Origin of the sequence: Shewanella sp. HL-SH4 (genome assembly GCF_051164845.1) — a bacterium.
GTDB classification, from domain to species: Bacteria; Pseudomonadota; Gammaproteobacteria; order Enterobacterales; family Shewanellaceae; genus Shewanella; species Shewanella glacialimarina.
In genome coordinates, this window is record NZ_CP195037.1 from 3843782 (window position 1) to 3863377 (window position 19596).

Sequence of the window (19596 nt, forward strand, 5' to 3'; positions counted from 1 at the left end):
GTCTCATGAGTATACGGGATACAGAAAAAGCAAAGACAGCTAAAAAAATAATAGCTGCAATGGAGCGTATCAAAAGCGGCACTCCAAACCATCGCGAACTTAAAAAGAGAACCAACCTCAAGCTAAATCAGAGTACGGTAGAGAAAGAGTCAGGCTTAAGCACAGGTGCACTGCGGCACCACAGGGAAATACTGGCAGAAATCATAGAATATAACGCGCCAGAGATAAATGTAGCTTCTGACTGTTTAGGTGTGAATTCTGTTATAGCCAAAAGTGATAATGAAAAGCTTCAGACACAGAAGAAAAAAGCAATTAAAGCGAAGCATGATGCCCAAGAGAGAAACAAGGAGCTAAAGGACTGCGTAAACAGGCTAGTTCGAGAGAATAAAGCATTACATAAGCATCATGCACAAGTGATCTGTGCTCTATTCGACCTAATCCCACAGGAAGAGAGGATCGGGCTTTTTGAAAAGGATTTATCACTTGGTGAAGGAAATGTAGTGCCTATCAGGTGATTAAATAATGTGGATATTAGTTAAAAGCGAGGCTAAGCAATTCAGTATCATACTGAGTTAGAGGTTCTCGGTGGGACCCTCTCCTTTTCTATCACGAAAATTGCCCCATTCCTCGTTAGAACTGATATTTCAAGTCCGCAATAGTGAGTATATTTGACCTACATTTTCTCATGCAAAATTCATATAGCTAATTTGCATTTTATTCGGCATTCCAATCTTAATCGCTTTACACTTAACCAGTGATCATTCTTGAATAATAGAGGTTCACATGGATACTCAGCAAGACACTAAGCATATCGGTCAAAAACGTCCTTTTAAACTGAAGACATATGGCGGATCAGAACTAGGTTAGAAATTGAACATAATGTCAGAGATCTTGCGTTGTTAAATTTGGCGCTCGATAGCAAACTTCGTTCCTGCGATTTACTATCAATGAAGGTGTTCGACATCTCCTGTGCGGGAGTTATCCAATCGCGTGTGCGTCGGACACAAAGCAAAACCGGGCGTGAGGTTCAATTTGAGATCTCAGCTAAAACACAGCAAAGCTTAAGTAAGTGGATATTTCAAAATAGTCTGGGCCGAAATGATTATCTGTTTCCTAGCCCACGTAGAAGTGGCAAACCAATGAGTTATGCATACTATTCAAGCATTATCAAAAAGTGGGTTAAAAATGGTCAGAATTAATTAACACCACGGCAAGTAAATAAAACCCTCGTTTATTTTACCAAAGACTTTATCCAGCTTGACTCTATACTTACTAGAGGGTATAGAGTGCGAATTATTCTCAATCGCATTATTGTTGGCAAGAATTATGAATGTTTGCAACCCAATAACTTATTTCATCAAACTCAATTCTTTTGGATTAGCGATAAAAAAAACAATCGCTAACTTAAGCATTCTATTGGCACTTATTATTTCAGGAAGCGTATCGGCTACCGCCGAGCCCGAAGAATTGCGCCAACTTTTACAACTCGCCGAGTATGTGGGAGTTGATTATGTATCAGCCGTTAGGGATGGCAAAGTCATCGACTCCGGAGAGTATCAGGAAATGGTGGAATTCTCTGGACTCATTCTGGAAAAAAGTGCTGTTCTGACAACTGAAAACGCTCGAATACCAATATTGGCGCAATCGCTTCAGACAGCAGTTACTAATAAGCAAAAGGTTGAGGTGATCCAGGACTTGTCTGCTAACTTGAGACAGGCGCTAATGACCCTATCCCCTCAATTGTCTCTGCCTCGATCGCTGATTGCTAGCTCAGAAATAAAAATGACGTTTCAAAGTGATTGTTCCAGTTGTCATGGTGATTTTGGTCGAGGTGATGGACAATTGGCTCAACAACTTACCCCCGCACCGACAGATTTCACTGATAAAACTCGTGCGCTAAATCGATCGGTCCTCGGGCTTTATGATGCTCTATCTAATGGGATAGAAGGTACAGCAATGCCTTCTTTTAAACATTTGACTGAAAAGGAGCGCTGGTCGTTGGCATTCTTCGTCGGAAGCCTAGCATTTACCGCCGATGAAAAACGAGGAATGCCCAGAGAGTCAGCCTTGGCTGTACAAGATGTTGTCATGTTTAGTCCATTTGAGCTGAATAGCAAACGTAGCAAAAGTGAATGGATGTTGGTTGAAACGGCACGGGCCAATCCAGCCCTGTTATTTTCAAACAATGGATCCCTTTTAAGCATCACACGTCAGCGACTTGAAGAAGCGAATGTGGCCTACCAAAAAGGTGATTACGACAAGGCAAAAAGGCTTGCTGTCAGCGCTTATCTGGATGGTTTCGAACTGGTTGAAAATAGCCTCGATGCCAGAGATAAGACACTTCGTCAATCCATTGAGTCGAGTCTGTTGAATTTACGCCAAGAGTTGAGCGACAAACAAAACGTCGAACAGGTCGAACAATCATTAGCCGTGGTATTGACTCAGCTAGAAGAAGCAGAAGAACTATTAACGGGTTCTTCCATGTCTGATGCGACTCTGTTTAGTGCCAGTTTTATAATTTTATTGCGTGAGGGTTTGGAAGCGCTATTAGTTGTACTTGCTCTTTTCACCGTACTGCTTCGCTCCAATAAAAAAGAAGCAATTAAGTATGTTCATTTCGGTTGGGGAGCTGCATTGGTTTCCGGTATTTTGACCTGGATAGTGGCACAACATTTGGTGACAATCAGCGGTGCTAGTCGTGAAATTATGGAAGGCGTTGCCGCAATGTTAGCGGCAGTTGTCTTATTCTATGTTGGCTTTTGGATGCACAGTAAAACCCAAGCCGATCATTGGCAGCAATATATTCAACAGAATATCGCTAAAAGCTTGAATGCAGGAACTTTGTGGGGAATATCAGGATTAGCTTTTATCGCGGTTTATCGTGAAGTGTTTGAGACAGTGTTGTTCTATCAATCATTACTCACCCAAACAGCACCAGCACAACAGTTTGCTCTGGTCGGCGGGTTTGTTTTTGCTGTCTTCGTTTTAATGTTGATCACCTGGTTAATGATTAAATATTCGGTCAAACTGCCCATCAGCCGATTTTTCTCGACAACGACTTATCTGTTATTGGCATTGTCATTCGTTTTGGCAGGAAAAGCGATTTCAGCATTGCAAGAAGCGGCAGTGGTCGGCATTTCTCCTTTCCCAATTAATTTTCAAATAGAGTGGTTGGGTATTAATCCAACCTGGCAGGGGGTAGCAACACAATTTTTGATTCTATTATTATCAAGTCTATTAATCGGTAAACAGTGGTTCAAACTAAAATTTGGTCACAGGTAGTCAATAGAGAGCAATAGTTGAGTGCTGAAGCAATGAGCACTCTTTTAGTCAAAGCACAGCAAAGTTATCTTTGACTGCCACTAATCGGATGGCTTAGTTAATAGATCCTGCAAAATACCGCAATTTTTTACGATCTGATTATCGCGGCATTTTGAACGTAAATCAGTTAATGAGCCTTTCAGCTTTTTCAGTTCAGTCATACGAAGGTTAATTTGTTTGATATGCTCGTCAATTAAGTGATTAACGTCTTCACATTGGGTTTCCGGTGACTGCTTTAAGTCGAGCAATTGTTTGATTTCCGCAAGCGTAATATCCAGGTTACGACAGTGTTTAATGAATATGAGTTGCTCCAGGTTATTACGATCATAAAGTCGGTAATTGCCCTCACTACGTCGTAGTGCACTCAATAACTTTTCCTTCTCATAGAAACGAATGGACTGTACTGAACAGCCCGTTAATTTTGCTAATTCGCCGATTTTCAAATAAACACCTTTTTACAGTTGACTCTATAGTAACAATAGAGTTTAAACTCGGTTTAATTAGTAAAGCAAGGTATTTTTATATGACTGAAACTTGTAAAGGACAATGCCAAAGTGCACCGGTGGAATTAAAGACAAGCACTGTAGAGGACGCTAGCTCTTTTGATAAACAATTCACCAGTGAATTTATAGTACCTAAAATGGATTGTCCTTCTGAAGAACGACTCATTCGATTGACGCTCGATAGCATTGAGCCATCTGTCGGTTTGCTGTTTGATATTCCTGCGCGCAAAGTCAGGGTTTTTCATGATAATAATTTGGAGGAGATCACAAAAAGACTTGAGTCTTTGAAGTTTGGTGCCAAGTTAGAAAACACCCAAGAAACTTGTGGCAAAGAAGCCGCCAAAGCGACAGTGTCAGCGAAAGAAACAGAAATCCAAGAAATGCAGATCCTTAAGTGGTTGCTTGCCATTAACGGATTCATGTTTGTTGTTGAAATATTAGTTGGTTGGATGGCCCAATCGGCCGGTTTAATTGCCGATTCTCTCGACATGTTTGCTGATGCTACAGTTTATGGTTTGGCACTCTATGCCGTTGGTCACAGTGTTAAGAAGAAGCTTAAAGCGGCGCATATTTCTGGTTGGTTACAAATGATTTTAGCCTTAGGTGCATTGAGTGAAGTACTACGCCGTTTTATATTTGGAAGCGATCCCGTTTCAACCTTGATGATGGGGTTTGGACTCGTCGCTTTGATAGCCAATGTTACCTGTTTGATGCTGATTTTTAAGAATAGAGAGAGTGGCGCTCATATGAAAGCCAGCTGGATTTTTTCCGCCAATGATGTCATCGCTAACCTTGGAGTAATATTGGCCGGATTTCTGGTCGCTTGGACAGGCTCGCGTTACCCTGACCTAGTGATTGGGTTAATCATTGGTGTGATTGTATTAACCGGTGCTCGCCGTATTTTACAGCTAAAATCTTAATCGAAAGGAATTGCTTGTTGAATACTCATAAACCAAAAAACTTTATACCAGCTTTGAAATATCACGCCTTCACTCGCTTTTATGACACGGTCGTCCATTTTACCACGAGGGAAACCGTGTTTAAAACAGCGCTAGTCAAGCAATCTGTGTCTCATCCTGGAGAACGTTTGCTTGATCTTGGATGCGGAACAGGTACTTTGACTATGATGATGGCTGAGAACGCGCCTGAACTTCAGGTTGTCGGAGTCGATGTCGATCCGGCAACACTTGAAAAAGCTCAAAAAAAACTGTCTTCTTATAGTGATCGCGTCTCGCTACAACAGGGCTTAGCGCAACAGCTGCCATTCAAAAGCGACTCATTTGAGATAGTGGTTTCAAGCCTGTTCTTTCATCATCTGACAACGGAGCAAAAACTTGAGACATTAAAAGAGGCATTCCGAGTCTTAAAGCCAGGCGGGCGTTTGCATATTGCGGATTGGGGGAAGCCATCGTCCTTTGTTCAACGGGTATTATTTATCGTCGTCCAGTTGCTTGACGGATTCGAAACAACCCAAGACAGTGTTGAGAACACCTTACCGAAATTAATTAAAGACTCGGGATTCACCCATATCGCAAACAAGCAATTTTTCCCGACGCCCTTAGGCACTATCAGGTTATTTCAGGCAACCAGACCATGATTGGACAGTTGCTCTTAATGAATAATCGGAATGCATGATGTTAACCTGTCAAACAAAAGCTAGAGAATAAATTTTTGATGAAACAGTGGTTGTCATATTGGTTGGTTTTATTAATTGTGATGCAGTCAATTACTGCTATTGCCGACACCAGCCAAGCACATCAGCCTGAAAATGCTCAAACTCCGATTGAAGTCACTCAACCAGAGTTGTTTGAAAATTCAACCCAATTTTCTAATGATGGGCTCGATTGTCCTCGTTATTGCTATTGTTATTGCCACTTGTACTTAAGTGACTTACCGACACTGTCGCTTAACGCTTTACCACCCCTCAAATCTTTAGTGCCCAATGATTATAGTAATACGATCCTTGGTGGATTACTGTCTTCAGTTTTTCGCCCACCCAAAGTTTAATCCGACAATTATTTAGTCACGCTCATATTTAGTCAGTGTCATGACATGTGTCCTGATGTTTAACTTTTTGTTATAAAACCGTGGAATCCTTCATGAATAAAAGACCCAACTCGCCCATTTTGGGCGCGCAAACTAAGCGGGTGCCTGGAATATGGCTCACTCTCATTTGTTGTTTAACAAGTTTTCAAGTGACCTCAGTAGTCGCCGCATCGCTTGACAATAAACTCACATTAACAGAAGCGATGAATCGTTCTCTCGAACAAAACCCCTCTCTCAAAGTGTTTGCTTTACGTGACGTAGCACTTCAGGGACAGCTGGAAACAGCACAATTAAATCCGGCTTATGAGCTTGATATTGAAATAGAAAATTTTGCTGGGACTAAAAGCCTAAGTGGTCTCGACAGCGCTGAGCTCACAGTTTCACTTTCCTCTATTATTGAAATGGGTGGAAAGCGAGAAGCAAGAGCAGGGTTTTACAGCAACAGCCATTCAGTTCTAACCGCACAAAAACAAGTTGAATCACTCGAGTTATTGGGTGAAGTCACTCGTCGCTATATAGATGTACTGGCGGCACAAGAGCGGGTTGTTTTAGCGTTGGAAGCGACTGAGCTGGCAAAAAGCACCTTTGCTGTTGTTCAAAAGCGTTCTAAAGCGGGCTCAACACCTGAGGCGGAAGTCAAGCGCGCTAAGGCTGCTCAATCTCAATCAGAACTAACCATGTTGTCCGAACAGCAACAACTGGCTTATCTAAAAATCGCTTTAGCCGCGCTTTGGGGAGACACCAAGCCGCGATTTTCAGCAGTGTCTGGCAATTTATTCCGGTTTGGCAAAGATGTTGATTTCGATGTCCTTTACGCCAAACTCAAAAACAATCCCGCGATTCAGGTTTTTGTCGCAGAAGAAAGGCTTAAAGATGCTGAAGTTCGTCTGGCTAAAACGGAATCGAGTAGTGATTTTCGCTGGTCAGTGGGTGTGAGGCAGTTTCAGGAATCCAATGACACAGCGCTTACTGCCGGTTTTAGTATGCCGCTATTTTCTTCTAGTCGAAATAAGGGGGCCGTTTCTAGCGCACTGGCTTCTCGCAATGAAGTGTTTGTTCAAAGAGAAATGGCTTTGCTTAATATGCACACTCAGTTATTTCGGGCATTTAGTAATCGTCAGCAGGCGATCATAAGTGTTATTAAACTCCAAAACGAGATCGTACCAGCACTCGAACAAGCCCTTAAAGAAACACGGCAAGCGTACGAGCGTGGACGTTACAGTTATCTCGATTATGTGACTGCTCGGCAAGAGTTACTAAGCTCACGTCGCTCACTCATTGAAGCAGCTTCGGCAGCACTCACTTATGGTGCGAATATTGAGCAGCTGACAGCAGAACCTTTGCCAGCATCTCAGCATTTTATACAGTCTTCAACACAACCCAATTTTAAGGATTAGTTCCATGAAACTATTGAAATTTATTAAAACACTTTTTGTTGGGATCATTTTTTGTTCCACCCTATTATCGTTATCAATCAGTCCAACATTCGCTGACTCTAATAAGCCAGACCAAGAAGAGGAAGCGGAAGAAGGTTATATCAAACTCACGCCTGAACAAATCGAATTTGCTGGCATTGGTTTGGAAGAAGCAAGTTCGGGCAATATCCGAGAAGTCTTACCGCTTTATGGTCAGGTGGTTACTAACGAGCAAAACGTGCATTCAGTGACTGCACGTTTTGAAGGTGTCATAACCAAGATCAGTAAACAAATCGGCGACTCAGTTAGTCAGGGTGAAGTTTTGGCCATGGTTGAAAGTAATGACAGTTTAAAATCCTATGCGATTAAATCTTCCATTGCAGGAGTTGTGATTGAGCGCAATGTCAACGTCGGCGAACAAACAAGTGATAAGACCTTATTCAAAGTCGCCGATTTTTCGACCGTCTGGGTTGATTTATCTGCGTTCCCGAAGGATATGGCCAGCATTCATATTGGTCAGAAAACCCGTATAAAGTGCAGTGCATCTGACGTCACTGGAGAAGGCCAAGTGATCTATATATCACCTTTTGGTAATCACAATCAGACCACCAAGGTGCGTGTTCTACTTGAAAATCCAGAGCATCTTCTAGTGCCTGGTCATTTTATTACAGCCGAAATAAATCTGGCTGAGACCGAAGTTGCAATTGCTATTCGAAGTGAGGCCGTTCAAATGGTCGAGGAACATAACGTGGTGTTTGTTCAAGAAGAAGAAGGTTTTGAGCCGAGAGAAATTATTTTAGGCCGCACCGATGGTGAGCTTATAGAAGTATTGGCCGGTTTAAAAGTGGGTGAAACTTACGTCACTAAAAACAGTTTTATTCTCAAAGCTGAAGCAGGTAAAGGGGACATAGAAGATGATGATTAAAATCTACTTCACGCAAGTTTCTCGAACTTTCCCTTCGTTGTCGCCTGCACGAGGCGACACCTTAGAGCATACTAATAAAAGGATCTCACAATGATCGATAAGTTAATCCAATTTTCCATCGCGCGCCGATGGTTAGTGATGTTCCTCGTCGCTATTACGGCCGCGGTGGGTGTCTGGAATTACCAGAAACTGCCGATTGATGCGGTGCCGGACATTACCAACGTACAAGTTCAGATCAATACCGAAGCACCTGGATATTCGCCGCTTGAAGTCGAGCAAAGGATCACCTACTTGGTGGAGCTCGCTATTACCGGATTGCCTTATGTGGAAGATACCCGCTCAATATCGCGCTACGCTTTATCCCAAGTAACAGTGGTATTCGAGAAAGGCACGGATATTTATTTTGCCCGTAACTTGATTAATGAACGACTACAGCAGGCTAAAAGTAAAATGCCAGAGGGTATTGAACCCGTCATGGGGCCAGTCGCGACGGGCCTCGGTGAAATATTTCATTATGCTGTCCACGCAAAAAAAGGGGCGAAACAAGACAATGGTGAAGCCTATGACGCAACCGCATTACGGACATTGCAAGATTGGGTGATCCGTCCGCAGCTTCGCCTAGTTCCCGGCGTCACTGAGATCAATACCATCGGAGGATTTGAAAAACAATTTCATATCACACCAAATCCGGCTCAACTGCTGGCGTTTCAATTGACTTTTGATGATCTTGTCGATGCGATCCAGAAAAATAACGCGAACGTAGGTGCCGGTTACATAGAGAAAAATGGTGAACAGTATTTGATCCGTGCACCGGGGCAAGTAACCGGCATAGCCGATATCGAAAAAATTATTGTGGCCAATCGAGACGGCATTCCGATCACCGTTAACCATGTGGCCGAAGTGGGCTTTGGAAAACAACTGCGTACCGGCGCTGCTACGCTGGATGGCGAGGAAACCGTTCTGGGCACCGCAGTGATGCTATTGGGCGGTAATAGTCGTACAGTTTCTGAGGCGGTTTCAGCAAAACTCGTTGAAATTAATAAAACATTGCCAAAAGGTGTCATCGCCGAAGCGGTCTATAACCGTACTGTATTGGTGGATAAAACCATTGCCACGGTACAAACTAACTTGGTCGAAGGCGCCATTTTAGTGGTGGTTGTGTTGTTAGTCATGTTGGGCAATGTGCGAGCTGCTCTGCTGACCGCGATGGTCATACCTTTGTCGATGTTAATGCTAATGACCGGTATGGTTGAAACAGAAGTCAGTGCCAATCTGATGAGTTTAGGGGCGCTTGATTTTGGGTTAATTGTTGATGGCGCGGTGATTATTGTCGAAAACTGCATTTTACGATTAGCGGGGCGACAACATCATCTCGGTCGTATCTTGAAACTGGACGAGCGTTTTCAGACTGTCTTTGCGGCGACACGCGAAGTATTTACCCCCAGTTTGATCAGCGTCCTGGTGGTCATTCTGGTTAATATTCCTATTCTTGCACTGACTGGCGTCGAAGGAAAAATGTTCACCCCGATGGCGATGACCGTCATCATGGCATTAGTAGCGGCGTTAATCTTATCGCTTACTTTTGTGCCTGCGGCAGTCGCATTACTGTTAACGGGTCATATCGAAGAAAAAGACAACCTCATCGTTAGAAACGCCAAACGTTTCTACACGCCTATTTTGGAAATGGCCTTGAAATTACGTCTACCTATTTTGGGGGCAGCCATTGGGTTTGTGGTTTTTTCCGGCTGGATGACTTCAAAAATGGGCACAGAGTTTATCCCCAATTTAGACGAAGGAGATCTCACAATTCAAGCCTTGCGCATTCCGGGTACCAGTTTAACTCAGTCAATTGATATGCAGTTTCAGCTTGAGAGAACCGTTTTACAAGTACCCGAGGTTAAAACTTATTTCGCCCGTGTAGGAACGGCCGAAGTGGCCAGTGACCCCATGGGGCCAAACATATCAGATGGTTATGTGATGTTAAAAGATCGCAAAGACTGGCCTGATCCGGAAAAAACCAAAGAGCAATTGGTTGAAGAAATTGAGGAAAAACTTGATTTAGCGTCTGGTAATGCTTTTGAAATCGGTCAACCTATCCAACAAAGAGTTAACGAGCTTATTTCTGGGGTACGTTCCGATCTCGGTATCAAAATCTATGGCGATGATTTAAATCAATTACTGAAATCGGGCGGAGAGATCGCTGCTGTCCTCAATACGATTGAGGGAGCAGAAAGCGTTAAAGTCGAACAGGTTTCCGGTTTACCAATTCTGTCAGTTGAAGCTAACCGTAGCGCCTTGTACCGCTATGGCCTGAATGTCTCGGAGGTACAAGAAGTGCTTGCCGCAGCCACAGGAGGCGAAGAAGCGGGATTAGTCTTTGAAGGCGACCGTCGATTCGAGATTGTCGTGAGACTAACCGAAAAGTTGCGCAGTGACATAAGCGCACTAGAACGATTACCGATACCACTCCCCAATGGGGGTTATGTTCCCTTGAGGGAAGTCGCAACCCTCAAACTGGCACCTGGCGCCAATCAGATCTCTCGTGAGAATGGCAAAAGACGGCTGGTCGTCAGCGCCAATGTACGCGGTCGCGATCTGGGCGGTTTTGTCACTGAGGTGCAACAGAAAATAGATCAACAAGTCACTTTACCTCCGGGCTATTGGTTAGGTTACGGCGGCACTTTTGAGCAGCTGCAATCAGCGAGTGAGCGACTCAGTATATTGGTTCCGGTAACGCTGGTGATGATATTTGCTTTGCTCATGATGACTTTCGGTTCAGCCAAAGACGCCGCCTTAGTTTTCAGCGGAGTGCCACTCGCGTTGACCGGCGGGGTGATTGCTTTGTGGTTACGTGATATTCCATTATCGATCACTGCTGGGGTTGGTTTTATTACCCTCTGCGGCGTCTCGGTATTGACTGGGGTGATGATGGTGTCAGCATTTCGCGATGGCTTGAAAAATGGGCTGAATATCGATAGTGCAATTAGTGAAGGCGCCATGCTCAGATTACGACCCATATTAATGGTTGCCTTAGTTGCCGCATTAGGTTTTTTACCCATGGCGCTCAATACTGGCACCGGCGCTGAAGTACAACGACCACTAGCGACAGTAGTGATTGGCGGCATTATATCGTCCACTTTGTTAACGCTTTTAGTACTGCCTGGTCTTTACCGGATGGCTTATCGCAAACCGCGCGAACTCACAGAGAATGGTGACGCAATAGCAACTTGATATCAATGAGTTAGCAACAGAAAGAAGTCATTTCTGTTGCTAAAACATTCGATTAATTGAAAAGCAAACAATCCTATTTTGGAGTAAATACTATGAATCAAACTAAACAAACGAACACACCCAAAGTACAGAAACAAGTTAAAGCCTTTTTCCATCATGTTCGTTCGGCAGCTGTTGTCGAAGCCTTAAGTGATGCAGGATATAAGAATATTACGATAATGGATGTTAAGGGTACTTTAAAAGCGCTCAGTGAATCTGAGCAGGATTACTCAACCGAAGCTGGGGTAATCATTTCAGAAGTCCGATTATCGTTAGTCTGTGACGAAAGTCAGGTCGATGAAGTTACCATTATTATTCGTAAAGCTGGACGTATTGGCCCCAATATTTCAGGTTGGGTATACGTGAGTCCAATTGAGCAAGCGTTGCCGATCGGTGGTAAAGAAATCTAACATTAACGGAACTAATGGCTCTGTTCGAGACTGTAACTAATTTTGTGTAACTGCTTATCAATACGTACTCTATTGAGAGTTAAGGATAGGCAGATACTCATGAACAAAAATGACATTGAAGCTTTTGCGAAAGAAGCAGCTAAAAGCATTAAAACACCAGAAGACTTAAATCAATTTAGTCAGATGCTCAAAAAGATAACGGTCGAGGCCGCTCTTAATGCTGAAATGGATGAGCATCTGGGGTATGAAAAACACCACAAATCCACTTCAACTAATAGCCGTAACGGTAAAACCAGCAAGCGTAATCAAACTGAAGATGGCCAGTTTGAACTTGATACGCCCCGAGACCGTGAAGGCAGTTTCGAGCCTAAGTTAGTTAAAAAGCACCAGTCCAGATTTACCTCTATGGACGATATAATATTGTGGCTCTATGCTCAAGGCATGATTACTCGTGATATCGTTCAAGCCTTTGATGAATGGTACGGTGCAGAGATATCACCCACGTTAGTTTCTCGCGTAACCAACGCGGTTCTCGAGCAAGTGATTGAGTGGCAAAGCCGGCCTTTAGATGCAATTTACCCAATTGTTTACCTTGATTGCATCGTCATAAAAATCCGTCAGGATAAGCGCGTTATCAACAAATCTATTTTCTTAGCGTTAGGTATTAATTTTGAAGGCCACAAAGAGCTGATGGGGCTTTGGATAGCTGAGAATATGTGGGTCAGTGTAAACTTTATTTTATTACCATACATTTACTAATCCCACGACCTATCTTTAGAACCTTTACACTAAATCATTTATGTCCATTTTCAAGTCAGCGTGACCGTTATACAGAAAACAGACAACTTAATATCGACAACAACCGTACAGAGCGGGCAGTGAAACCGTTTGTGATATGGCGCAAAACAGGCTGTTTAACTACAACCACTGTGGCGCAGAGGCGAGTGCCATTTTGTATCGTATCATAGAAACGGCCAAAGCTAATGAACTCACCCCGTTCGATTACATCGAACACTGCTTAGAGCAATTATCAAACCTAATTGTGACCTCAAACAACCTCTTACCCTGGCAGGTTAAACTTGGCAAGGCGTAGTTTGCCGGACGCTTACAGTGAAGGTTTTAAATCGTTAGATGAATCGCGTAAATGGGTCAATGAATTTGTTTATTGGTACAACAATGAGCATCGCCATAGCAGGATTAAGTTTGTGACACCAAACCAGATATGATGGTTTTGATGTTGGAATACTGGCGAAGCGAAAAGCTTTGTATCAGACAATAAGAAATGAACATCCAGAGCGATGGTCAAAAGAAGAGCGAATCTGGCAGCCAATAGGCGATGCGGCGTTAAATCCAGAGCAACATAAAGAAGCTGCTTACCAATTTAGGCGACAAATGTCATGAAAAACGCCATTAACCGCATAAGGTAATGCTCTGCTAATCCTGGTCTAGAAAAATTCCAATTACACGCAATTATCTAACTCATGTATAATTATACGCAAGACAGGTAAATATGTGTAATTTGATTTATCAGTTTACCTGTTGACCAGGTCACTTGGACGTGCTGCAAGATGTATTTATTTATCCGCAACACAGCATCAACAACTGCACTAGTAACGGATCATTGCAAAAGTTCTAGTAAATTAAAGCTTCCCAATAATAGTGAGCATACTTTTAAGAGTTAATGACTCATTAATTTGTCCTGACTCTAACTGTTTTTGTAGTCTTTTAAGTTTTTTGAGCTCTATTTTTACAAGACTGCTAATCTGTGCGTGTTCATTATTTAGCCGATACTTGTTGTTATACTCTTGTGCTAGGTGGACGTAAGTTGCCATTGAACTTGGCGATGCATGTAGTGTTAACTTTCTAACTGCATGCATAGCTAGTGAATACAGATTGGTAAAAGGAGTATTTGATGCTAATTCCTTTATTATCTGTGCGATTTTTAACGTTATGAAGCGGTGGCGGAATGAGTGGTTGTTAACATGTTTTAAAGGTTGCGCATAAAGACTATTTTTTATTACAGATAAAGTATAATTTTTTAGGTAATTCGGCTTCAGTGGTTGACCGTTTTCGACATTAATAAAAAGATTATCATGGTCCATATTTGGCCATTGATGCTCAATGGTTGTTATATAAGCCATTAAAAATTGTATAGTGGCGTTAGAAATCGGAACTTTTCGAAATTTTCCTTTGTTTTTACCTTTATTTATTGGTATGCAGCTAAGTTCAGAGTTATCGTTACCATCAGCAAGAGGGTTATATATATCCTTGATACTACTGCGAGTTATTTTAGCGAGTTCACTTATTCTTGGACCGGTAGCTTCTAATAAATAGCTAATTGCTCCCCATCTTAATTTTAATATTTTGCTTGGAGAAGGATGTTCTTTGGTGTGATTTATAGCGTCCAGCCAATCGATAAACTCGTCATCCCTAATATAGTCAATTTCCTCCGTAATTTTTACTAAGTGTTCAAAAGATTTGTGATCATAATAGGCCTGGACTTTACCTCCTGCGTTGTGGAATCTCTTTGTTACATGTATCTGATGTCTTTCATTTTTATGTGCTTTATCTGTAATTAAGTTAACACTCTCATTTTTAGTTTGTATATAAAATAAATAATTAAGTGCGTTTCTGCAATGCGTTTTAATTGTGCCATTATCAATGTTTCGTTTTTGTATATACTTTACGAACGTAAAAAAATGCACATCAGAAAGCTTTAGCTTATCGATATTTAGTATTTCTTCTACAAAAGTTAAAAAAATTGACAAGCTTCTTGCTTTATCAACAATGTTAGAGGAAAGCGGTCTTACACCGTAAGTCAGTTTTCCACCTCCATACTGAACTAAATATGCGTTTGCATCCCAATCAAACCGACCTGTTGAATCAAGGAGGTAAGGATGTGTGTATGCTTCACTCGGTTGCAGTAGCAAAAAGCTCAGATCAGGACTATGAGCTATACGCACTTCGCTCATTTCACGGTCCTTAAAAAATTATTGTTTGTTTGGCTGTGTAGCTTAAGCAATTTGTGATATTGCTTATTTTCAAACCCGCTTTGCATAACAAAGTGGTCTAACTGAAGGTAAGCTCGAAAAATTTCAACTACCTGTTTATCTAGATTTTTATTCTTCCTTTTTAGTTCTTTCACTTCTAATTCAAGCTGTGCGCGAGTTTTATAGTCTGAATTAGATTCTTCACATTGCTTTTGAGTTATACCAGCTTTCTTTTTAGAGAGTTCTTCATTGAATTGTATAATTGCACTTTTTAGTTCGGCTAAACATTTTTTATTTTTTTTTGTATTTGCTGCATTGTAAGAGTATTTTAGTATTTTAAGTTTTTTTGACTCCCAGGAGTGAACATCAAGTAAGTTTAACCTGGTTTTTGCCTCATTTAGCGGAATGTACTCCGAAATATTTTTATGTTTACTCGCTTCTTTTATCAGCCTTGTTTTTTCTATAATTGATAGTGTAATGTGATCACTCTTAGCTTCGATCTCTGGTGATGTATGTCCTTTTTGATACGTCATTAGCATTACTCAGCTGAAAAAAAGAAGTAAACATTTTTATTATCGACCCTTGTGAAGTGGACTTTTTCACCTGTAGATTTAATTCGTTTGTTTATTGCTTCATATATAACTCCTTCTAGTTGGAGATTAAGTTTCAATGATTTTTCTTTAGATACCTCAATAATTTTAGCTATCTCCTCATCCATACATAAGCTTTTATTAATAGTTAATGCTCTTTTGGATATTGATTTTATTGCTTCATCCATCCACTCACTAGATGGGGAGATTTCAGCATAATGAAATGCCATTTCTAAACTATCATGACCTAGAAACCAGGCTAACTCCTCAATTCCGGTTTCGTCAGTGAGGTTAAAATATAGAATAGCGAATAGTCTTCTAAATTGATGGTCACTGACATACCAACGTTTACCATTAATCAGAGGAACATCTGTCCAGTCAGTGAAAAAGTCTAATTTTGATTTCATGAAATCATCTGAAAAGTGGTTTGGTACATGATTGTCGGGTAAACTATAAAAATGGTTAGTCGTAATTTGCCTACAGCCGTGAAAGTTGGTGAATAAATAACTTTCATTGTCGCTGTTAAATATGCCGAATCTATTTTCTAAATACTGAGAGAACTCACAGTATTGAAGACCAATATGATAAATTTTTTTTGGGATTGGCCGGTATATTGTCTGAAGCCTATTGTCTGTATTAGTTTTTTGCTGTTTCAATCTGATATCAAATAGTCCATCTAACGGAGAATGATGAAAGCAATCTCGTTTTAACATTAAAAGTGATAACTCTCTTGTTGCAGAGAACGAAGCCAGTAGAATATATATTGAAGCAGAATATAAATGGATAGCCTGAGTTAGGCTAATGCCATCATAGATGTTAGGCTCTCCCTTTAGTCCCAGAGTTGTTATATTTAGTGGGGTAAGAGGTTTGGGGGTTTCAATTTCATAGAATAATTTCTTCCTTATATTACAATGATGCTCTAAGGTTGGTTCTTTTAAATTAGCCATGTTGTTTTTGTAATGCTCATCTATTGCTTCTAAATACTCAAGGATGCTCTTTCCATAGTTGTGTTGAAATTTTAGTGCATTGCATATGAGGTGAAATGCGGTCTCAAGTGGTATGATCGAAGTTTTTATATTACTCTGAAATTCCTTAAATATGCCACTCAAGCTTTCTTCACTGCTGCACAGTTCATATGGAGAGAATTTTAATGGAAAAATTAGGTGATTAGTGTTCTGAAAAAGGTGGTTGATATCTGAAATGTAATTTTGAACTGTTTTTTTGTTGGGCATATTAAAATCACTGACTTCTCTATTTGCATTTGCATCATCAAACTTTTTTATTTCTGAACGTTGCGATTTATATATTTCTGTATTTTTAGAGTTTTTTATACGGGATTTAAGAACCGAGAACGTTTTAGTCCTTATTGAGTATTTATTTTTTATGTTAACCCAGTCTTGCTCATTAGGTTTACGGTGCAGGAAACTTAGATCTCTTAAAACCGAATCAACGAATTCGGGTTTAATTTCGAATGACTTTATGAAGTCAAATATGTCCTCTTCTGTTATTTGGCTGAATGCTAATATAGGCGGGAAACCGCGTTCTGAACGGTGTTCGTTTACTGAGATAATTAGGTAGATAATGTTGTTACTTATGCCACTCAATCGATATGGTTTTTCAGTGCATCCACTTTCAAATATATTAATTAGACATTGCTTCAAGTCTGCTAAAAGGTTGCAGAACAATCTATCCGTTAGAAGTCCACCTGAACAAATTTCTTTTTCAAAATCTATTATACGCAATTGATTTCTTGGTGTTTTTTTACTGACGATAATCGGGCGGCCTGACTTGGCTACTAACCAAAAACTGTTAGTAATATCATTAGCAATCCATTCTTTTTGTTCAGCAATTTTTTCACTGGCTACTTCAGATGGTTTATAATTTGAAATGTTATTCAAAGCTTATACCCTCCTTATCTAAAATGTTTTCGGCATCAATTATCATGCTCTTAAATATTATTGAGCCGGACGATGCTTTGTTGATAGCATTTAAGCAAACTTTGTATTTTATATTTTCTTTATTAGGTGATGTTTTGATTACTTTTATTGCATGTGCGAAATTTTCAGGTGAACAGATAAAGAAGATTTCAGTAGAGTTTTCATCTAAAGTGTCGACTGATTTTGGCTTTAACAATTCAAAAAGTGAACCTCCAAAATCTTCATTTTTATAAATTTCTTTTACACAGTTACTGTATTGAACCTCTGTCATATCAAGCATGTTTTGCTTTTTCGGATTGTCGGCGGTAGCAAGTATTAAATATAAGTTTTGAAATGCGTAAAGCTTTCTTCGGTAAATGATTTCTTGTAAAAATAAAGGTATATAGGTGCTTAAAGTTGTCTTAACTTTATTTCCTAGGTAACTTGCGGTTTTTATTATGTCGCCTTCACTTTCGATGTATATACTTATAGCTCTTGACGACCGAATTCTCATTAAAGTTGGTTCTAATTGTGTAAAATCTTCTGGTAAAAAAACTTCGCAAAATTTTCGGAATTCTGAGTCAAACGAATTTGATTTTCTGACCACTCCTTGACCTCTTCTGAGCCAAAGTAAATTGGTATTTAATGTTTTCCTTATACCTTGAGTCAACGTTATGGCAAACTGAATACAAAAAGAAGCATTTACGTCTTGTAACTGTAGTTTTTGATGATTAATAACAGCAGTTGATGTCGTTGTTCTCTTTTGTAGGTAACGTTGCCTCCACTTAATTATATTGACTCTTACAGTGCCATCGGCTTCAATCTTTATAAATTCCTTTTTATTTCGTCTTCCAGTGGCAATGTTGACTTGTAAATTATAAAGAGAAGTAGGATTGATCCCCATCTCATCAACGATGATTATGTGCATTGCTACAATGATATTTGGGTCGATGCCGTCGCTGGGGAAAGGGGCATTTTCAGGAAGTTGATTGTAAAACTCAGTAACGACCTTCTTAGCTATTGTTGTTGAATAATCTAATTTTTTAATCAGATCACTATGGAAATTATCAATTAAGACTTTTGCAGAAGTTAACGATTGCTCAATGCTCAGTAAATTAATATTTATAGAAGATAATGTTGGGTTGGTACTTCTCATTAGACTTGAATATGCTGGCTTTTTAATATTTTTTGGCAGTACCGTATTTTTATCCAGTAGACCTATTTTTATTAAGTAGCCAAATAGCTCAAGAACTTTGCTAGTTGCATGGTATTTTGTATTTAGAGAACCAGATTCAGTATCGAAGCTATTCCTGTATTCTTCTATACCTAACTTTATGGAACTAGATGGCCACTCTGGATCTATTTGAGTAATTTTTTCAAAAACATCTGCGTAACAGCTAACATAGTTCTTCACAATATTTTTTGAATTGATAAATTGCATAGTTGTTTCGGTTATTTCTATATTTTTAGAATATAGTTCTATGCGTTTAAAATGCCCAGCAAGTACTTCACTACTGCTGGCAGGGCATAGCGTGTAGATATTAAACTCTTGAGACAAACTATCTGCTATAAAAAAGTTCATAGATACAAGACGTAAATAAATTTTTTTTATAATTGTCATACAAGTTTTTTTTACTCTTTGGCTCTTTAACTCTTTGACAAATTCAGTCAGTGACTGTTGAAAATCGTTCAGTTGCTGACCGCGACACTTTTTCCGGTGATGTTGAATCAGACTTATTGCTAGTATTACATGTGTTCGTATGTATGTTTTACTTTGTATATTTTCTGTAATTGAAGAAAACAAATAAGTTGCTGCACTATCTGAGTTCAGTAATTGCCCAAGCTTTTTGATTTTAGGATGTAGATATTTCGTGTCGAATTTGGGCAATTCGAGACTGTATACACTTAAATAATGGGTCTTTTTACTATTCATAAAATCTCTATTTTCTACCTAATAATACATATAAATATTACAGGTTCGGGCAGAAGTCAACCTTGATTTTTGATCTAACTCATTGATATATATGCTAAAAGCTTGGTTATAATATACGGGTTTAAAATTGGTTATATTGTATTGGTAGTGAACAGGTTGATTAAGCACGCTTTTTAGATTGGCTAAATTGTTTTAGTCACACCTAGTTTCTTAGGATGTGAATCTGATAAAATATCATTAATGAATTTTAAATTTCCATTTGAAATATTTTTCAATT

The 19596-nt window shown here is 40.0% G+C and carries 17 protein-coding genes and 2 pseudogenes; 14 read left to right on the top strand and 5 right to left on the bottom strand.

Annotation, left to right across the window (positions count from 1 at the left end; genetic code table 11):
* Positions 1-5: 5 nt before the first annotated feature.
* The 3 genes from ACRWQL_RS17840 (at position 6) to ACRWQL_RS17850 (ending at position 3282) form a co-directional block, all read left to right on the top strand.
* The gene (locus ACRWQL_RS17840) at positions 6-515 is read left to right on the top strand and encodes a hypothetical protein (RefSeq protein ID WP_432309815.1); all 510 of its coding nucleotides are present in this window, start codon (positions 6-8) and stop codon (positions 513-515) included.
* A 390-nt stretch (positions 516-905) separates the two neighbouring features.
* Positions 906-1199, top strand: coding sequence for a tyrosine-type recombinase/integrase (locus ACRWQL_RS17845; protein ID WP_434953419.1), 294 nt, complete (start codon positions 906-908; stop codon positions 1197-1199).
* 127 nt (positions 1200-1326) lie between these two features.
* A complete protein-coding gene (locus ACRWQL_RS17850) occupies positions 1327-3282 on the top strand; it encodes a cytochrome c/FTR1 family iron permease (RefSeq protein WP_432309813.1) in 1956 nt (651 codons plus the stop codon).
* Between the two features lie 80 nt (positions 3283-3362).
* On the opposite strand, the gene cadR is transcribed toward ACRWQL_RS17850, so the two are convergent.
* Positions 3363-3764 carry a Cd(II)/Pb(II)-responsive transcriptional regulator gene (cadR, locus tag ACRWQL_RS17855; RefSeq protein WP_432309812.1) on the bottom strand — a complete coding sequence of 134 codons (402 nt, stop codon included), beginning with the start codon at positions 3762-3764 and terminating at the stop codon, positions 3363-3365.
* A gap of 80 nt (positions 3765-3844) precedes the next feature.
* On the opposite strand from cadR, the gene ACRWQL_RS17860 reads away from it, so the two are divergent.
* From ACRWQL_RS17860 to ACRWQL_RS17910, 11 genes and pseudogenes are all read left to right on the top strand, one after another.
* Positions 3845-4744, top strand: coding sequence for a cation transporter (locus ACRWQL_RS17860; protein ID WP_432309811.1), 900 nt, complete (start codon positions 3845-3847; stop codon positions 4742-4744).
* A gap of 17 nt (positions 4745-4761) precedes the next feature.
* Complete coding sequence (locus ACRWQL_RS17865; RefSeq protein WP_432309810.1) at positions 4762-5421, top strand: class I SAM-dependent methyltransferase; 660 nt, start codon at positions 4762-4764, stop codon at positions 5419-5421.
* A 77-nt stretch (positions 5422-5498) separates the two neighbouring features.
* Positions 5499-5831 (top strand): hypothetical protein, encoded by a 333-nt coding sequence (locus ACRWQL_RS17870; protein ID WP_432309809.1) that lies wholly within the window; start codon positions 5499-5501, stop codon positions 5829-5831.
* A gap of 92 nt (positions 5832-5923) precedes the next feature.
* Entirely contained in the window at positions 5924-7267 is a 1344-nt protein-coding gene (locus ACRWQL_RS17875) for a TolC family protein (RefSeq protein ID WP_432309808.1), read from the top strand.
* 4 nt (positions 7268-7271) lie between these two features.
* Positions 7272-8210, top strand: a complete 939-nt coding sequence (locus ACRWQL_RS17880; RefSeq protein ID WP_432309807.1) for an efflux RND transporter periplasmic adaptor subunit — start codon at positions 7272-7274, stop codon at positions 8208-8210.
* 90 nt (positions 8211-8300) lie between these two features.
* Positions 8301-11441 (top strand): efflux RND transporter permease subunit, encoded by a 3141-nt coding sequence (locus tag ACRWQL_RS17885; protein ID WP_432309806.1) that lies wholly within the window; start codon positions 8301-8303, stop codon positions 11439-11441.
* 92 nt (positions 11442-11533) lie between these two features.
* Positions 11534-11890, top strand: coding sequence for a P-II family nitrogen regulator (locus tag ACRWQL_RS17890; protein ID WP_432309805.1), 357 nt, complete (start codon positions 11534-11536; stop codon positions 11888-11890).
* A 99-nt stretch (positions 11891-11989) separates the two neighbouring features.
* Positions 11990-12619 (top strand): annotated as a pseudogene (locus tag ACRWQL_RS17895) (IS256 family transposase); the annotation flags it as partial.
* A complete protein-coding gene (locus ACRWQL_RS17900; protein WP_434951391.1) occupies positions 12607-12858 on the top strand; it encodes an IS66 family transposase in 252 nt (83 codons plus the stop codon). The pseudogene ACRWQL_RS17895 and the gene ACRWQL_RS17900, both read left to right, overlap by 13 nt.
* Positions 12786-12983: a transposase domain-containing protein gene (locus ACRWQL_RS17905; protein WP_434951393.1), complete on the top strand. Its 198-nt coding sequence runs from the start codon at positions 12786-12788 to the stop codon at positions 12981-12983. Before ACRWQL_RS17900 ends, ACRWQL_RS17905 begins: the two co-directional genes overlap by 73 nt.
* Positions 12984-12999: 16 nt before the next feature.
* Positions 13000-13291 (top strand): annotated as a pseudogene (locus ACRWQL_RS17910) (IS3 family transposase); the annotation flags it as partial.
* A 239-nt stretch (positions 13292-13530) separates the two neighbouring features.
* Here ACRWQL_RS17910 and ACRWQL_RS17915 read toward each other — a convergent pair.
* The 4 genes from ACRWQL_RS17915 to ACRWQL_RS17930 are packed head-to-tail and all read right to left on the bottom strand — an operon-like array spanning position 13531 to position 19319.
* Positions 13531-14862: a hypothetical protein gene (locus ACRWQL_RS17915; protein WP_434951395.1), complete on the bottom strand. Its 1332-nt coding sequence runs from the start codon at positions 14860-14862 to the stop codon at positions 13531-13533.
* Positions 14859-15413 carry a hypothetical protein gene (locus tag ACRWQL_RS17920; protein WP_434951397.1) on the bottom strand — a complete coding sequence of 185 codons (555 nt, stop codon included), beginning with the start codon at positions 15411-15413 and terminating at the stop codon, positions 14859-14861. The genes ACRWQL_RS17915 and ACRWQL_RS17920 overlap by 4 nt, the downstream gene beginning before the upstream one ends.
* 5 nt (positions 15414-15418) lie before the next feature.
* Positions 15419-17368 carry a hypothetical protein gene (locus ACRWQL_RS17925; RefSeq protein WP_434951398.1) on the bottom strand — a complete coding sequence of 650 codons (1950 nt, stop codon included), beginning with the start codon at positions 17366-17368 and terminating at the stop codon, positions 15419-15421.
* Complete coding sequence (locus ACRWQL_RS17930; RefSeq protein ID WP_434951400.1) at positions 17361-19319, bottom strand: hypothetical protein; 1959 nt, start codon at positions 19317-19319, stop codon at positions 17361-17363. The genes ACRWQL_RS17925 and ACRWQL_RS17930 overlap by 8 nt, the downstream gene beginning before the upstream one ends.
* Positions 19320-19596: the final 277 nt, after the last annotated feature.

What these genes read in the sequence shown, in the direction of transcription:
- ACRWQL_RS17880 (WP_432309807.1), top strand. Translation starts at nt 7,272, where the DNA reads ATGAAACTATTGAAATTTATTAAAACACTTTTTGTTGGGATCATTTTT.
- ACRWQL_RS17860 (WP_432309811.1), top strand. Translation starts at nt 3,845, where the DNA reads ATGACTGAAACTTGTAAAGGACAATGCCAAAGTGCACCGGTGGAATTA.
- ACRWQL_RS17890 (WP_432309805.1), top strand. Translation starts at nt 11,534, where the DNA reads ATGAATCAAACTAAACAAACGAACACACCCAAAGTACAGAAACAAGTT.
- ACRWQL_RS17850 (WP_432309813.1), top strand. Translation starts at nt 1,327, where the DNA reads ATGAATGTTTGCAACCCAATAACTTATTTCATCAAACTCAATTCTTTT.
- ACRWQL_RS17915 (WP_434951395.1), bottom strand. Translation starts at nt 14,862, where the DNA reads ATGAGCGAAGTGCGTATAGCTCATAGTCCTGATCTGAGCTTTTTGCTA.
- ACRWQL_RS17870 (WP_432309809.1), top strand. Translation starts at nt 5,499, where the DNA reads ATGAAACAGTGGTTGTCATATTGGTTGGTTTTATTAATTGTGATGCAG.
- ACRWQL_RS17885 (WP_432309806.1), top strand. Translation starts at nt 8,301, where the DNA reads ATGATCGATAAGTTAATCCAATTTTCCATCGCGCGCCGATGGTTAGTG.
- ACRWQL_RS17905 (WP_434951393.1), top strand. Translation starts at nt 12,786, where the DNA reads ATGGCGCAAAACAGGCTGTTTAACTACAACCACTGTGGCGCAGAGGCG.
- ACRWQL_RS17930 (WP_434951400.1), bottom strand. Translation starts at nt 19,319, where the DNA reads ATGAATAGTAAAAAGACCCATTATTTAAGTGTATACAGTCTCGAATTG.
- ACRWQL_RS17840 (WP_432309815.1), top strand. Translation starts at nt 6, where the DNA reads ATGAGTATACGGGATACAGAAAAAGCAAAGACAGCTAAAAAAATAATA.
- ACRWQL_RS17875 (WP_432309808.1), top strand. Translation starts at nt 5,924, where the DNA reads ATGAATAAAAGACCCAACTCGCCCATTTTGGGCGCGCAAACTAAGCGG.
- ACRWQL_RS17920 (WP_434951397.1), bottom strand. Translation starts at nt 15,413, where the DNA reads ATGACGTATCAAAAAGGACATACATCACCAGAGATCGAAGCTAAGAGT.